Annotated in this window: 17 protein-coding genes; 8 read left to right on the top strand and 9 right to left on the bottom strand. The window is 74.5% G+C overall.

Translation table 11 applies throughout. From position 1 onward, the window contains the following. Nucleotides 1-97 precede the first annotated feature (97 nt). From PHY01_RS20665 to PHY01_RS20650, 4 genes are all read right to left on the bottom strand, one after another. Nucleotides 98-799 (bottom strand): DUF899 family protein, encoded by a 702-nt coding sequence (locus PHY01_RS20665; protein ID WP_141280883.1) that lies wholly within the window; start codon nt 797-799, stop codon nt 98-100. A gap of 266 nt (nt 800-1,065) precedes the next feature. Continuing rightward, nucleotides 1,066-1,308 carry a DUF2630 family protein gene (locus tag PHY01_RS20660; RefSeq protein ID WP_141280881.1) on the bottom strand — a complete coding sequence of 81 codons (243 nt, stop codon included), beginning with the start codon at nt 1,306-1,308 and terminating at the stop codon, nt 1,066-1,068. 80 nt (nt 1,309-1,388) lie between these two features. Next, complete coding sequence (locus tag PHY01_RS20655) at nt 1,389-2,234, bottom strand: aldo/keto reductase (protein ID WP_141280879.1); 846 nt, start codon at nt 2,232-2,234, stop codon at nt 1,389-1,391. A 171-nt stretch (nt 2,235-2,405) separates the two neighbouring features. Further along, the gene (locus PHY01_RS20650) at nt 2,406-3,029 is read right to left on the bottom strand and encodes a TetR/AcrR family transcriptional regulator (RefSeq protein ID WP_218030260.1); all 624 of its coding nucleotides are present in this window, start codon (nt 3,027-3,029) and stop codon (nt 2,406-2,408) included. An 88-nt stretch (nt 3,030-3,117) separates the two neighbouring features. Between PHY01_RS20650 and PHY01_RS20645 the strand changes: the two genes are divergently transcribed. Genes PHY01_RS20645 through PHY01_RS20630 form a run of 4 tightly spaced genes read left to right on the top strand, consistent with a single transcriptional unit; the run spans nt 3,118 to nt 7,425 of the window. Then, nucleotides 3,118-4,350 carry an acyl-CoA dehydrogenase family protein gene (locus PHY01_RS20645; protein WP_141280877.1) on the top strand — a complete coding sequence of 411 codons (1,233 nt, stop codon included), beginning with the start codon at nt 3,118-3,120 and terminating at the stop codon, nt 4,348-4,350. After that, nucleotides 4,347-5,453, top strand: coding sequence for a selenide, water dikinase SelD (gene selD / locus PHY01_RS20640; RefSeq protein WP_141280875.1), 1,107 nt, complete (start codon nt 4,347-4,349; stop codon nt 5,451-5,453). Before PHY01_RS20645 ends, selD begins: the two co-directional genes overlap by 4 nt. Beyond that, the gene (locus tag PHY01_RS20635) at nt 5,450-5,998 is read left to right on the top strand and encodes an adenylyltransferase/cytidyltransferase family protein (RefSeq protein ID WP_141280873.1); all 549 of its coding nucleotides are present in this window, start codon (nt 5,450-5,452) and stop codon (nt 5,996-5,998) included. The genes selD and PHY01_RS20635 overlap by 4 nt, the downstream gene beginning before the upstream one ends. After that, nucleotides 5,995-7,425 (top strand): BPG-independent phosphoglycerate mutase family protein, encoded by a 1,431-nt coding sequence (locus PHY01_RS20630; protein ID WP_141280871.1) that lies wholly within the window; start codon nt 5,995-5,997, stop codon nt 7,423-7,425. The genes PHY01_RS20635 and PHY01_RS20630 overlap by 4 nt, the downstream gene beginning before the upstream one ends. Nucleotides 7,426-7,581: 156 nt before the next feature. On the opposite strand, the gene PHY01_RS20625 is transcribed toward PHY01_RS20630, so the two are convergent. Then, nucleotides 7,582-8,481, bottom strand: a complete 900-nt coding sequence (locus tag PHY01_RS20625; protein WP_170183907.1) for an aminoglycoside phosphotransferase family protein — start codon at nt 8,479-8,481, stop codon at nt 7,582-7,584. A 127-nt stretch (nt 8,482-8,608) separates the two neighbouring features. Here PHY01_RS20625 and PHY01_RS20620 point away from each other — a divergent pair, with 127 nt between their 5' ends. Next, nucleotides 8,609-9,046, top strand: a complete 438-nt coding sequence (locus PHY01_RS20620; RefSeq protein WP_141280867.1) for an Rv1443c family protein — start codon at nt 8,609-8,611, stop codon at nt 9,044-9,046. Nucleotides 9,047-9,105: 59 nt separating this feature from the next. Beyond that, nucleotides 9,106-9,465, top strand: coding sequence for a hypothetical protein (locus PHY01_RS20615; protein WP_141280865.1), 360 nt, complete (start codon nt 9,106-9,108; stop codon nt 9,463-9,465). 21 nt (nt 9,466-9,486) lie between these two features. On the opposite strand, the gene PHY01_RS20610 is transcribed toward PHY01_RS20615, so the two are convergent. Genes PHY01_RS20610 through PHY01_RS20600 form a run of 3 tightly spaced genes read right to left on the bottom strand, consistent with a single transcriptional unit; the run spans nt 9,487 to nt 11,653 of the window. After that, on the bottom strand, nt 9,487-10,671 hold the full coding sequence (locus PHY01_RS20610) for a phosphotransferase (RefSeq protein ID WP_141280863.1): 1,185 nt from the start codon (nt 10,669-10,671) through the stop codon (nt 9,487-9,489). Nucleotides 10,672-10,673: 2 nt separating this feature from the next. Next, entirely contained in the window at nt 10,674-10,991 is a 318-nt protein-coding gene (locus tag PHY01_RS20605) for a hypothetical protein (RefSeq protein ID WP_141280861.1), read from the bottom strand. Further along, nucleotides 10,988-11,653: a maleylpyruvate isomerase family mycothiol-dependent enzyme gene (locus PHY01_RS20600; protein ID WP_141280859.1), complete on the bottom strand. Its 666-nt coding sequence runs from the start codon at nt 11,651-11,653 to the stop codon at nt 10,988-10,990. The genes PHY01_RS20605 and PHY01_RS20600 overlap by 4 nt, the downstream gene beginning before the upstream one ends. A gap of 69 nt (nt 11,654-11,722) precedes the next feature. On the opposite strand from PHY01_RS20600, the gene PHY01_RS20595 reads away from it, so the two are divergent. Next, nucleotides 11,723-12,172, top strand: coding sequence for a MarR family winged helix-turn-helix transcriptional regulator (locus PHY01_RS20595; protein WP_246086033.1), 450 nt, complete (start codon nt 11,723-11,725; stop codon nt 12,170-12,172). 51 nt (nt 12,173-12,223) lie between these two features. Here PHY01_RS20595 and PHY01_RS20590 read toward each other — a convergent pair whose 3' ends face one another. After that, nucleotides 12,224-12,613 (bottom strand): tautomerase family protein, encoded by a 390-nt coding sequence (locus PHY01_RS20590; RefSeq protein WP_141280857.1) that lies wholly within the window; start codon nt 12,611-12,613, stop codon nt 12,224-12,226. Between the two features lie 105 nt (nt 12,614-12,718). Here PHY01_RS20590 and PHY01_RS20585 point away from each other — a divergent pair, with 105 nt between their 5' ends. Further along, on the top strand, nt 12,719-13,165 hold the full coding sequence (locus PHY01_RS20585) for a winged helix-turn-helix transcriptional regulator (RefSeq protein WP_141280855.1): 447 nt from the start codon (nt 12,719-12,721) through the stop codon (nt 13,163-13,165). The last annotated feature ends 27 nt before the right edge of the window (nt 13,166-13,192 follow it).

The raw sequence follows: 13,192 nt of genomic DNA, 5'->3' as shown, positions 1-13,192 counted from the left end.
TGCCTGCCGGGCCCGTCGCAACAGCGCCGCGAGGACCGCGATCGGGTGCGTTTCCAGCAGCCCACCCAGAAGCGCCGCACCCGACGGGGCCGACGGTTCAGAGGCGGGCCGAGGGTGCGGGTTCGTCGTACTCGTCGTGGCGTCGCATCCAGAAGGAGAAAGGAGCCTGCGGCCAGTCGTCGGGGACGTCCTCGCCCTCGATCTGCCCGCCGTAGGGGGTGAGGTCGAGCAGGCTGGACACGCTGCCGATGCGGCTGACCATCGGGCCGTTCTGCAAGAAGTAGGTGCGGTAGACCTCGTCGCCGTCGCGCAGGAAGACATTGAGCGAGAACCACTGCGTGGTGTCGAAGTCCTCGACGAACTCGGGAGTCGTGATCGTGTACCAGGGCAGGTCGGTCCACCCCATCCGCTCGGCGTACGCGGTGAGCGCCGTCTGCGGCGCGGGGGAGGCCATGGCGAAGGAGACGTCGTGGGCGTGCAGCAGGCCCAGGTCGGCCACCCCGTCGGCCCAGGACGAGCAGCCGACACAGCCGGCGTCGGGCCAGCCGCCGACACCCTCCTCGAAGAAGAACCGGTAGAGGATCAGCTGGCTGCGTCCGTCGAAGAGATCGAGCAGGGACCTCGGCCCGTCGGGGCCCTCGAAGTGGTAGTCGCGCTCGACGCGCACCATCGGCATCCGCTTGCGCGCGGCGGCGAGCGCGTCGAGCTCTGCGGCGACCGCCTCCTCTCGTTCGCTCAGGCGGGCGAGCTCGAGTCGCCACTCGGATGCGGACACGACGGGCGGCTTCGCGACGTCCATGGCAGCGAGCCTAAAGCGGTGACGGGTCGCCCGCCCGGTCTCACGAGCCTGTGCTCCCGACGGCGGACAGCTCGACGACGCCGAACCCGCACGCCCCAGCGCTCCCGCCGACGAGACAGGCACGGACGACGACCTCGTGCCGCCCGTGGACCCGTCGCCGCAGGACCTGACAGCCGCCGCCGCGACTCCCTGACCACTCGCCGGTCGCGCGTTCGCGATCCGGTCGATGGCGAGCCGGCCGGTGACGTCGGGTCGATCGCCGGGCGCTACTGGCGGTACCCCTCCACCACGCTCGCGGGCCGCTCCTGCGCGGCGTCCGGGTCCTGGCCGGCCCGGCGGCGGGCGTCGCGCTGCCGCAGCAGGTCCCAGTAGCGGTCGAGCTGCACACCCAGATCCCGCAGCCGCCGCTGCTCCTCCTCGGAGAGCGCCTGGCCGATGTGTGCGCGCTCCAGCCGGTGCTCCTCGGCCACCAGCTCGTCGATGCGCCGATGCAGTTCCTGGTCGTCCATCCACCGCTCCTCGCTCGTGACTCCTGCCACCGTCGACCGGCGCTCACCCCCATCCTGCACCCGGGCGCCGACGGATCGGGCTACAGCATCTCCAGGGGACGGGGTCGGGCCGGTGGGGGGAAGGCCTCGTCGAGCGAGGTCAGGTCCTCGTCGCCGAGGCGGATCCGGAGGGCGGCGGCGTTGTCCCGGACGTGGTCGAGGGTGCCCGCGCGCGGGATGGCGTTGACGCCGTCGGCGCGCAGCACCCAGGCCAGTGCGATCTGGGCCGGTGTCGCCCCGTGCCGCCGCGCGACCTCGCCCAGCGCCGGGTGCCCGAGCAGGCGGCCCTGCTCGATCGGCGAGTAGGCCATGACCGGGATCCGGCGTCCCGACAGCCACGGGAGGAGGTCGTACTCCGGCCCGCGCCGCACGAGGTTGTAGAGGATCTGGTCGGTCTGCACCTGGTCGCCGCCGGGAACGCCGGCCACCTCGGCCATGTCGTCGGCGTCGAGGTTGCTGACCCCCCAGTACCGGATCAGTCCGCGCTCCGTCAGGTCCGCGAACCCCGCGATCGTCTCGGCAAGCGGGACACCGCCGCGCCAGTGCAGCAGGTAGAGATCGATCCGGTCGGTGCCGAGCCGGGCGAGGCTGGCTTCGCAGGCCCGCACGGTGCCCGCCCGGGTCGCGTGTCGCGGCAGCACCTTGTCCACCAGGAACACCTCGTCGCGGCGCCCGGCGATCGCCTCCCCCACCAGGATCTCCGATGCGCCGTCGGCGTACATCTCGGCGGTGTCGATCACGGTCATCCCGAGGTCGACGCCGAGTCGTATCGAGGCGATCTCCTCGGCCCTGCGGGCGGGGCGTTCCGCGAAGTGCCAGGTGCCCTGGCCGAGTGCGGCGATCCTCTCGCCGGAGGGAAGGACCACGGAGCGGGCGGTCGTCGTCATGTGCGGCCTCTCCGGACTGTCGGGGGCACGGGCCGGATCCGCGCCCGCCACAAGGCACGTCCGGCGGACCCTGTCGCTCGAGTCTGCCCACAGTCGCCGCGCGACGACGGCCGGCGGGCGCTGCTCGACGAGTGCCGACCGCAGGGCCGCCGCGGTGCACCCGGCGGGGCGCTACCTCGCGTGGGAGAGCTGATCGCCGAGGTAGCGCTCCATCAGGGGCCGTGCCTCCAGGCGGAAGAGCTGGAGCCGACGGGTGTGGCGCAGCAGCAGGAGGCCGGCGGCGTGCGCGAAGGCCTCCGCGGTCAGCCGCGTCGCCTCGTCGGGTCCGAACAGCCCGGACGCGGCGTCGCACATCGGTTGCAGCGTCGCGAGCAGGGCGTCGTTGAGCTCGCGGTTGGTCTCGTCGTCGGACAGTCCGCGGGGCGCGATGCCGCCGGCGAACAGGTAGAAGCCCAGGTCCAGCTCGCGCGGGTTCTCGTCGTAGAAGTCGAAGAACGCCAGCCCGGCCGCGACGTAGCGGGGCGCCGGGTCGTCGATCCCGGACGCGGCGGCCTCCGTGGCGGCGCGCAGGCGGGTCAGCGACTCCCGGAGCGCCGCGGCGTAGATGTGCTCCTTGCTCGGGAAGTAGGCGTAGATCGCCCCCGGTGCGTATCCCGCCTCCTTGGCGATGGCCCGGATGCCGGCCCCGCGCAGCCCGTCACGGGCGAACACGCGCAGTGCGGCCTCCAGGATCAGGGTCCGCTTCGCCTCGGTGACCGCGCCGAGTCGTTCTGCGCGCGCAGCGTCCGTCATCATCTCGCCTTCCCGGGCCGAACGGCGATGCTACGTTCTGAACAGGGTTCACTCAACTGAACCTAATTCAGGACGAAGGAGTCCCACGCAGATGACCACCGTCGCCAGCGAGCGGGTGACCGCCTACACCGAGCGTTTCCGGACCTTCCTCGACGAGGACGTCGCGCCGCTGGAGGAGGAGCTGGCCGGCCGGGACGCCGGTTCCCCGAGCGCGCCGCGGTTCGACGAGCAGGGCCGGATGCACCCCGCGGTGTGGGAGGCCCGCCGCGAGGTGCAGCGCCGCGCCGGCGCGCTCGGTCTCTACGCCCCGCACAACAGCACCGACGTCGGGGGCGGGGGCTTCGGCCGGGTCGAGATGCACCACGTCGAGGAGTTCGTCTACCGCGAGTCCGGGCTCGGGCTGGGCCTGGCCGCGCTGGCGTGGACCGAGGGCCCGAACCCGGCCGTCGAGCACTGCTCGCCGGCGATGCGCGAGCAGTACCTGACGCCGCTGATCACGGGTGAGATCACCACGGCGTTCTGCAACACCGAGCTCGGTGTCGGCTCGGACGTGCTGGCGATGTCGACCCACGCGGTCCGCGACGGCAGCGACTGGATCATCAACGGGACCAAGGGGTGGATCACCAACTCCCACTTCGCCGACGTCCTGCAGGTCGTGGCGGTCACCGATCCCGGAGCGGGCACCCGGTCGCTGTCGATGTTCCTCGTCGACGGCGCCGCCCCCGGGCTGAGCCGCGACCGCGCGCTGCCCACCACGATGGCCGACGGGCTCACCGGCACCCTGGAGTTCCGCGACGTGCGGGTACCGGCGGAGAACGTGGTCGGCGAGGTCGGCGACGGGTTCGCCCTGGCGATGTCGTGGATCAACTGGCGGCGGATGTGCCGCGGCGGCATGTGCGCGGGCTGGGGGCGGTGGCTGCTCGAGCGGGCGGTGGCCTACGCCCGGCAACGCCACTCCGGCGGCCGACCGATCGCCGAGCAGCAGGTCGTGCAGCACATGCTCGCGAACATGGACGCCGACGTCTACCAGGCCCGGGCCACCTCACTGGTCGCCCAGGCCGAGCTCGACGAGCTCGGCCCGTTCGCGATCCCGCTGCACCGCGAGGCCCCGCGGCTGATCAGCCTGATCAAGGTGATCAACGACGAGGCGTTCTTCCGGGTCGCGGACACCGCGGTGCAGGTCCGCGGCGCGGTCGGGCTGGTGCAGGACTCGCCCGAGGAGAAGCTGTTCCGGGTGGCGCGCAACCTGCGCATCCCGGCCGGGACGTCGGAGATCCAGCGCAACGCCATCGCGCGCGGCCTGTTGCGGAGCCCCGCGGCATGACCACCGCACCGATGCCGTTGACGCGGTACTCGCCCGGCGGGGGGTGCGCCTGCAAGCTGCCCCAGCGGCTCCTGGACGAGGTGCTGACCTCGGTACGGGACGGCCACCTCGCCGGCGGGACGGGCGGGATCCTGCGGGTCGGGCTCGACCCGGCCGACGACGCCGCCGTGGTCGACCTTCCCGGCTGGGAGGGCCGTTCGCTGGTGGTGACCACCGACTTCCTCACCCCGGTGGTGGACGACCCGTTCGAGTGGGGTCGCATCGCGGCCACCAACGCCCTCTCCGACGTCTACGCGATGGGCGGCCGCCCGCTGGTCGCGGTGAACCTGCTCGGCTGGCCCGCGGATCTGGACCGGGCGTTGCTCGCCGAGGTGCTGCGCGGCGGCGCGGCGGCGGTCACCGGGGCCGGGGCGCTCATCGTCGGCGGGCACAGCATCGTCGACCCGGCGCCGAAGTACGGGCTCGCGGTCGTCGGCGAGGTCGCCCACGACGCCGTCCTGCGCAAGGGCGGCGGCCGGGCGGGGGACCGGCTGGTGCTGACCAAGCGGCTCGGCTTGGGTGTGGTCGGGACCGCGATCCGGCGCGGGCAGGCCGGCGAGGCCCACGTCCGGGACGCGGTCACCTCGATGACGCGTCTCAACGCCACCGCCGCGCAGGTCGCCGTGGCCGCCGGCCTGCGTGGTGGCACCGACGTCACCGGCTACGGGCTGATCGGGCACCTGCACGAGATGGCCCTCGCCGCCGGTGTGGCGGCCCGGGTCCGGCCCTCGGCGGTGCCGCTGCTGCCGGGCGTGCGGGAGCTGGTGCAGGCCGGGTGCGCCCCGGACGGCAGCCGCCGCACGCTGCGCGACGCCCTCGCCGCGGGCTGGTTCGTCCCGGGCGACCTCGACCCGACGACGCAGCTGCTGCTGGCCGACGCCCAGACCTCCGGCGGGCTGCTGCTCGCCGTCCCCCCGGCCGGGGTGGACCAGGTGCTCGGCGGGCTGCGGGCCGTCGGTGAGCAGCACGCCACCGTGGTCGGCGAGCTCGTCGAGGGCGTGGCCGGGCAGGTCGGCATCGCGGGCGACGACCGCGCGGCGGGCCTGCGGGGGACCGCCCGATGACCCGCCTGGCCTGCGTGACGGGGCGCTTCCAGCCGGTGCACGCGCAGCACCTGGAGCTGTTCGAGATCGCCGCACGCGACGCGGACCATCTCGTCGTCGCCGTCACCAACCCCGACTCCGGCGCCCGGCACGCCGAGTCGACCTCGGCGCACCGCCACCTGCCCCGGTCCAACCCGTTCACCTTCTTCGAACGGGCCCGGATGCTGCGGGCCGCGCTCGCCGGGCGGGGGCCGGCCGAGCACGCCACGATCGTCCCGTTCGACCTGACCCGCCCGCAGACCTGGGTCGAGTACGTGCCGCTGCACGCCCGGCAGCTGGTGCGCGTGTACGGCGACTGGGAACGGGAGAAGGCCTCGCGCCTGGCCGGGGCCGGCTACCCGGTCACCGTCCTCGACGGCGACCCGGCCACGAAGCTCTCGGCCACCGACGTCCGCGCCCACCTGCACGGTGACCCGGCCGGCTGGGCCGACCTCGTCCCCGCCGCGGTGGTACCCCTGCTGATCGAGATCCTCGCCACGAGGGCGACGACGGGAGGCCGGGCATGACCACGACCCCGACCGTGCCCGCGGGCTACGGGGAGAACCAGCCTCGGCTGCACGACGACCGCCTGCCGATCGTGCTGGTCGTCCTCGACGGGCTCGGGGACCGTCCGATCGCCGAGCTCGACGGGCGCACCCCGGCCGAGGCCGCCCACACCCCGAACCTGGACGCGCTGGCCCGCCGCGGAGCCAGCGGCTGGCACCTGCCCTTCGGCTGGGGCCGGGCCCCGGCCTCGGAGCTCGCGCACTGGGCGATGTTCGGTTACGCCCCCGTCCGCTTCCCCGGCCGGGCGGTGCTCGAAGCGCTCGGCGGAGGTCTCGACGTCGATCCCGACCACGCCGTCACCCACGCCTCGCTGCGCACCTCCCGCCGCGACGGCGACACCCTGCACCTCACCGGACGCGCCGGGCGCGACGACGTCGCCGACGTCGCCGAGCTGCTCGCCGGGCTCGTGCCCGTGCTCGCCGCGCACGGCATGACGCTGCAGCGCCTGGGGGACCGGGGCGAGGCGCTGCTCGCCGCGCCCGCCCACCGCTGCGGCGACGTCACCGACAGCGACCCGCTGTTCGAGACCTTCCACCCCTGGATGCGGCCGGTCCCGACCGGCGACGAGGGCGCCGCGTTCGCCGCGGACCTCACCGCCGCGCTGGGCGCCGCCCGCACCCACCTGTCGGGCAGCGCGGTCAACACCGCCCGGCGGCGGCGCGGCCTGCCCGCCCTGGACGTGCTGACGACCAAGTGGTCCGGGCGGCGCGGACGGATCCCCTCCTTCGTCGACCAGGTCGGCGTACCCGGGGCGCTGGTGACGAGCACCCGGCTCTACCGCGGCATCGCCGCCGCCCTCGTCATGGACTCGGTGCACCTGCCGCCCGTCGAGGACCTGGGGACGGACCTCGCCGCGCGTCTCGCCGCCGCGCAGGACCTGATCGCCGGCGGGGCCCGGTTCGTGCACGTGCACACCAAGGCCACCGACGAGGCCGGCCACACCAAGCAGCCCTACGCCAAGCGCGACGCCCTCGAGGCCATCGACCGCGGCCTGGTCGGCCTGCACGGGATCGCCGACCGCGCGATCGTCGCGGTCACCGGCGACCACGCCACCCCCTCGACCCACGGCGTCATGCACACCGCCGACCCGACCCCGCTGCTGGTCACCGGGCCGACCGTGCGCGCCGACACCGTCACCGAGTTCGGTGAGCTCCCGGCCCGGCACGGCTGGTGGGGACAGGTCCGCGCGGAGGAGCTGCTGCCGCTGTTGCTCGGGCAGGCCAACCGGCCGGTCTTCCTGGGCCACCGCATCACCGCCCGCCCGGTCATCGCGCTGGCCGACTCCCCCGAGCCGATGCCACTGCCCGACGAGGCTGCCGGCGGTGGCGACCCCCGTGGGCCGCGGAGCACCGAGCCGATGACCGGCCCGGACGGGCGGTCGACGTGACGACACGGCATCCGCGGGACGGGTCGCGGATGACTCCGGTTCCTGATCCTGCTGGGATGAGCATCCTCCTGACCGGACTCGTGCCGGTGACTGCCCGGCGGCTGGTGGACGCCGTCCACGCCGGGGGGCAACAGGGTCCCGGCCGCGCGGGCGGCTCTACCGACACACCGGTTCGAGCCTTCGTGCCAGGGCCTGCAGGTGGGCGATCCACCGCGCGGAATCGGGGCTGGGCTCCGCGCTCTCGGAATGCTGCGCGATGGCGATGATCGCGCGGATGCGCACCCACCGGGCCAGCAGCTGCGGGTCGGACAGGCCCGCCGTTCGGGCGTAGCCCGCCACGACGGCCACATCGGTCACATGCTCGGCCGCCGCGAGGAAGGCGAAGCACTCTGCGTGGGGATCGGCGAGGACCGGCTTCGGGTCGATCACCACCCAGTCGTCGCCGGCTCGCAGGACGTTGTCCTGGTAGAGATCGTTGTGGATCAGGTCCGTCGCGGGCAGCGCGAGCAGGGAATCCAGCTCGGCCCCGGCCGCCGGACACCGACGGGTCAGCGCCCGTCGCCAGCCGTCCGAGTCGGCGTGCTCGGCGATGGTGGGGAACGGGCCGTCCGCAGCGGTGCGGTCGGCATGCCGCAGCCGCCGGGCGACGTCGGCGATGACGGGGAACGACACGCCGACCGAGCCCGCCGTGACGTCGCCGAGCTCGGTCCCCGGTGTGACCGGCTCGAGCAGCAGCGTCCGGCCGTCGTCACGGGCGGCGAGGACGCGAGGCGCGAGCCCCGCCCGGGCCCAGACGACCAGCGCCCGGTCGGCGGCCCCGGCCGTCCAGGCGCTCGTGACCGGCTCGACCTTCAGCACGACCGCATCGCCGGTGCGCAGCCGCGCACGGTAGACGTATCCCACGCCGCCGCTGCCGAACGGCCGGGCGTCGACCACGCCCCACTCCTGCATGGCCGCCCGTGCCCGCGCGGCCGTCGCGATGCGGACGGCGTCCCACTCCGGCCCGAACCACTCGGCCCAGTTCCGGTGCTGACGTGCGAACGGGTCGGGCACCACCGACCGATCCTCACACGCCCGCGGCGCGGGCATCACTCGACGGCGTCACGCGCCGATGTCCAACCGATCCGGGCGTCCCGGCCGATAGGCTCACCGTGGTCGATCCGACACGCCCGAGGGGGACGACGTGGTGGTCCGGGTCTCGAGCGAGCTGCCGATCCCGGCCGACGTGGCGGCCGGCCTGATCCGCAAGCCGGAGCTGCTGCGGTACGTGACCTGGCCGGTGCTCGTCCTACCGGAGCTGCCCGACGGGGAGTTCCGCGTCGGTCACGAGATGACGGTGCGGCTGCGCCTGTTCGGGGTGCTCCCCCTGTGGCGGCACACCGTGCGCGTCGTCGCGGGCGACGGGTCGGCAGGCGAGGCGCGGACCGAGGAGCACGGCGGTCCGCTGCGGGCCTGGCGCCATCGCCTGGTGGTCACCCCGGTCTCGGCGCGCAGCTGCCGGTACACCGACGAGGTGGAGATCGACGCCGGGGCGCTGACCCCGCTGGTCGTCCTCACCGCGCGGGCGTTCTACCGCTACCGGCACCGGCGCTGGGCTGCCCTCGCACGCGTACTCGCCTGAGCCGTCCCGCCACCCCCGCCCCCGGCCCCCGCCCCGGGACCACGGACGAGACTGTTCCCGTGCCCGTCCCCGCAGGCCCCGTGCCGACCTCGATCCTGCTGTGGAACGCCGAGGAGCTGCTCGACCCACCCACCGCTCCCTGCTGCCTGCGCCCGACGCGGGCGGGGGACCGGGCCGTCGTCTACCGCACCGGGCCCGGCGGTGGCGTCGCGGCGGTCGTCGACTTCACCGGCGACGCGGTGCAGCGGCCCGACGGCGGGCGGTTCGCGGCATGCGTCGTCCATCTCCTCGACGACCCGCTGCCCCGCGCCGCGCTGCTCGCCGACGACCTGCTCGGGCCGGTGTTCCGGCACCTGCGCGGACGCCGCCGCATCCCCGGGCCCGCGGCCCGGCGACTGGAGCAGCTGCTCACGCGGTGAGGCCGCGGGGGTGGGGCCGCGTCACGGCCGGGCGGTGGCGTCCAGGAGGTCCAGGACGTACCGGGCGATCGCCGCGCGGGTGGCGAGCAGTGGCTGCAGCTCCGGCCCCGCCCCGGCGTCCCGGATCTCGTAGGGGACGGCCGGGACGGCGTGAAAGATCGTCATGGCCAGCGCGTGGGCCCTCCGGACCCGGTCGGCCGGGACGGTGCTGCCCTCGTCGCGCAGGCCCCGGACGTAGGCCGCCAGGCACTCCCGCTCCAGCTCGGGGAACTCGTGCGCCGGGCGCCGCCCCAGCTGCATCTCGCCGAGCAGGAGCTGACCCAGGTCGAACCCCACCGGCGCCCGGCCCCAGAAGCCGAAGTCGATCATGATGAGGTCGTCGTCGCGCGTGGTGAGCAGCAGGTTGTCGGTGCACGCGTCGCCGTGCGCGGTCGTGACGGGCAGCGACTCCAGCTCGTCGACCAGCGCCGGGAGGGCGTCGGCAGCGGCGACGATCCGTCGGCGCAGGGGGGCGTCGAAGGTCTCGGCCACACCCGGCTGCCGCCAGTAGACCTCCGTGCCGAGGTCGGGGACGACCTTCACGGCCAGCCAGTGCTCCGCGAACCGCCGCGGGGTCCGGCCCGGCGGGACGTCCACGGCGTACGGCGCGACGGACGGGCTCGCCGCGAGCCGCCCCAGCAGGTACGCCGCGCGCCGGTGGTGCGCGAGGTCGCGGCGGACCGGGCGGACCGGGAGGTGGTCGAGCCACAGAGCGGCCGACTCCGCGTCCAGCTCGGCGACGTGGCGGGCGGGCGCGAGGCCGAGGCCGGTGGGCAGGTGCGCGGCGAGATCGCTGCGGTAGAGGTCGATCTCGGTCCGCCAGGGCATCAGCGGTGCCAGCTGCGAGCGCAGGGGCTCGGGCACCTCCGCGGCCAGCGGCGACCTCCGCCAGGCCTGGACCACCTTGACGAAGAACGCGTACTCCCGGGTCCGGCCGAGTTCGTCGACGGCGGTGCCCCCGACCAGGTGGCGGCTGCGGGTCGTCAACGCGGGCCGGTCGTAGGGGTGGTCCCGCCGGTGGACGGTGCACACCCGCACGCGCGGACGCCCGAGCTGCGCGGCCACCATCGAGCCGAGCCGGGACAGCGGCTCCGGGCCGAGGCCGAGGTCGTCGAGGTCGTCCAGGGCGGCGGGGTCGAGCGTCGCGCCGCCCACGGTCCGCGGCACGCCTACGTCGCGATGCCGGCCGCGGGGACGGCCAGCCCGCGCAGCTCGAACTCCTCCACCCGCGGGGGCGACAGCGGCGCGCCGGACGCGGCCGCGGCCTGCTCGGCCAGGATCGGCCCGACGTGCTCCCGTTCGGCCTTCTCGAACGCGGCCCTGTCGGTCCACACCTCCACCACCTGGAAGCCGGCGTCGGTGACCCGGCACAGGTGCACGACGAGGCCGTCGACGTGCCCGCCGGTGCGGCGCAGCAGCTCGGCGTGGGTGGCGTCGTAGACGGCGGCGGGGGCCGGGACGTCGACGACGTGTGCGAAGTAGGTCATGACCGCTCCTTCGTGGGTGCCGTGCCGGTGACGTGCGGGAACCGGGCGGGGAGCGTGGCCGCGCCGGGCCCGGACAGCTCGGCCAGCGCGGCCGGGCGGCCCGTGACCAGCAGCAGCAGCGCCGACATCGGCCCCTCCACCCGGACGCCGGACCCCGCCCGCCACGGCGCGTCGGTGGCCACCAGCTCGAACCCGGCCAGCCGGCGCTGCGACCGGAACGGGAACGACTGGCCCCAGATCCGGTCCGCCGCCGCGACGGCCGGGGCCACCGGCATCGGGTGGGTCCGCCCGAGGGGGCGGGCGATGTCCTGGGCGTGGCACAGGACGTCGATCATCGGGTTGATCGGGACGAGGAACGGCACGATGCGGCGCGAGCCCACCATCGCCCTCAGCCGCCGCCGGAGCTCCGGTACCGGCAGGCGGGCCTGCCGGATCGCGGTGTCGCGGATCGTCCGGTCGAAGTTCCCCCCGGCCCGGATCAGGCCGACGGCGGCGGTGAGCGGGCTCGCGTGGGCCAGCGTCAGGTGCGCGACGACGTCCCGCACGGTCCAGGCCGTGCACAGCGACGGCGTGCGCCACTCGGCGTCGCCCAGCTCGTCGAGCAGGTCGGCCAGGCGGCTGCGCTCGTCGTCGATGACCCGCCAGATGGCGTCGTCGTCCACGGCCCCTCCAGACGATTCGAAGATGGTACTATCTTGATTCGATTCTCTGCCTAATGTCAAGGGGCGTACATGCCGGAGCAGGCGATGGACGGGCCGCTGAACATCGGCCTGCTGTGCTTCATCGTCCAGCGCGCGATGGAGGACCGGGTGCTCGCCGACCTGGCCGCGGCCGGGTACGACGACGTGACGATCGCGCAGGGGCGGGTGCTGGCCCGCGTCGACGCCAAGGGCACCCGGCTCTCCGATCTCGCCGAGCGGGCGCGCGTCACCCGGCAGACCGCCACCTTCATGGTCGACCACCTCGAGCGGGCCGGGTACGTGCGCCGGGTCCCGGACCCCTCCGACGCCCGTGCCCGGCTGGTGGTCTTCGCCGAGCGGGGCCTCGCGGCGCAGGAGGTGGCGCGCCGGACCGAGGCCGTCGTGCAGGAGGAGTGGACCCGCCACCTGGGGCGGCGGGCCACCGCGCGGCTGCACGAGCTCCTGAGCCGGCTCCGTGAGATCACCGACCCGTACCGGTGACCGGTCGACGAGGCGCGGTCGGGCCGGCGCCGACCCGCGCGAGGGGGCGGCTCAGTAGACGGCGCCGGGCTCCTCGGTGATCTCGGGCAGGATCACGCCGTCCTCCATGACGTTCGCCCCCGGGATCTCGACGAGGAAGATCGCCAGCTTCTCCCTGGCGTCCCCGGTGACCGCGGACCAGGCGTCGGCGATCCCGTGGATGAGCGCTGCCCGGACCTCCGCGGAACGCCCCTCGCGGATGAGCCCGACCATCCGGGCGTCGTTCACCGGCTCACCGGCCACGAAGACGCTGTCCGGGGCGACCTCGACGAACGAGCAGTGCACGTAGGTGCCCGGGGCGCCGGTGACCTCGCTGTGCACCTTCGTCATCGCCGCCGCGACCTCGGCCCGGTGCCGCAGCGTCGCGCCGCCGGTGGGGACGGTGAACTGGTAGAAGGGCATCGCAGGGCCTCCGCGGGTCGGTGGGACTCGAATCGAGTCGAAGCTACCGACGGGCCGACGTGCCCGCAAGCTCGAAGGACTCGAAAGGTGTCCTATTCTGAGTGCATGAAGCACGACGAGCTGCAGGACGTCTACTGCTCGGTCGGCCGCACCTGGTCGGTCATCGGCGAGCGCTGGACGATGATGATCCTGCGCGAGTGCTTCCGCGGGGAGCGCCGCTACGACCACTTCCGGTCCAAGCTCGGCCTGGGCAGCAACGTCCTCAACGACCGGCTCCGGGTCCTGGTCGGCGAGGGCGTGCTGGACCGGGTGGCCTACCAGGACAACCCGGTGCGCCACGAGTACCGCCTCACCCCCAAGGGCGCCGACCTCTACCCCGTGCTCGTCGCGCTCATGGCCTGGGGCGACCGCTACGAGAACGACGTGCCGCCGGTGCGGCTGATCCACCGCGGCTGCGGGCACCCGGCCGAACCGCGCATGACCTGCGCGCACTGTGCCGAGCCGGTGTCCTGGCGGGAGATGTCCGCCGAGTTCGCGCCCGGCGCCTGGTAGCCCACCCGCTCCGCACCGCCCGGCTCC

It is taken from the genome of Pseudonocardia hydrocarbonoxydans, from assembly GCF_006539565.1.
In the GTDB taxonomy this organism is placed as follows: Bacteria; Actinomycetota; Actinomycetes; order Mycobacteriales; family Pseudonocardiaceae; genus Pseudonocardia; species Pseudonocardia hydrocarbonoxydans.
Note: the sequence above shows the minus strand (reverse complement) of the source record. Positions and strands in the feature narration are given on the sequence as shown.

Bases quoted from the DNA above. Each gene is read 5' to 3' on its own strand.
- PHY01_RS20665 (WP_141280883.1), bottom strand. From the start codon at position 799: ATGGACGTCGCGAAGCCGCCCGTCGTGTCCGCATCCGAGTGGCGACTC.
- PHY01_RS20660 (WP_141280881.1), bottom strand. From the start codon at position 1,308: ATGGACGACCAGGAACTGCATCGGCGCATCGACGAGCTGGTGGCCGAG.
- PHY01_RS20655 (WP_141280879.1), bottom strand. From the start codon at position 2,234: ATGACGACGACCGCCCGCTCCGTGGTCCTTCCCTCCGGCGAGAGGATC.
- PHY01_RS20650 (WP_218030260.1), bottom strand. From the start codon at position 3,029: ATGATGACGGACGCTGCGCGCGCAGAACGACTCGGCGCGGTCACCGAG.
- PHY01_RS20645 (WP_141280877.1), top strand. From the start codon at position 3,118: ATGACCACCGTCGCCAGCGAGCGGGTGACCGCCTACACCGAGCGTTTC.
- selD (WP_141280875.1), top strand. From the start codon at position 4,347: ATGACCACCGCACCGATGCCGTTGACGCGGTACTCGCCCGGCGGGGGG.
- PHY01_RS20635 (WP_141280873.1), top strand. From the start codon at position 5,450: ATGACCCGCCTGGCCTGCGTGACGGGGCGCTTCCAGCCGGTGCACGCG.
- PHY01_RS20630 (WP_141280871.1), top strand. From the start codon at position 5,995: ATGACCACGACCCCGACCGTGCCCGCGGGCTACGGGGAGAACCAGCCT.
- PHY01_RS20605 (WP_141280861.1), bottom strand. From the start codon at position 10,991: ATGACCTACTTCGCACACGTCGTCGACGTCCCGGCCCCCGCCGCCGTC.
- PHY01_RS20595 (WP_246086033.1), top strand. From the start codon at position 11,723: ATGCCGGAGCAGGCGATGGACGGGCCGCTGAACATCGGCCTGCTGTGC.
- PHY01_RS20590 (WP_141280857.1), bottom strand. From the start codon at position 12,613: ATGCCCTTCTACCAGTTCACCGTCCCCACCGGCGGCGCGACGCTGCGG.
- PHY01_RS20585 (WP_141280855.1), top strand. From the start codon at position 12,719: ATGAAGCACGACGAGCTGCAGGACGTCTACTGCTCGGTCGGCCGCACC.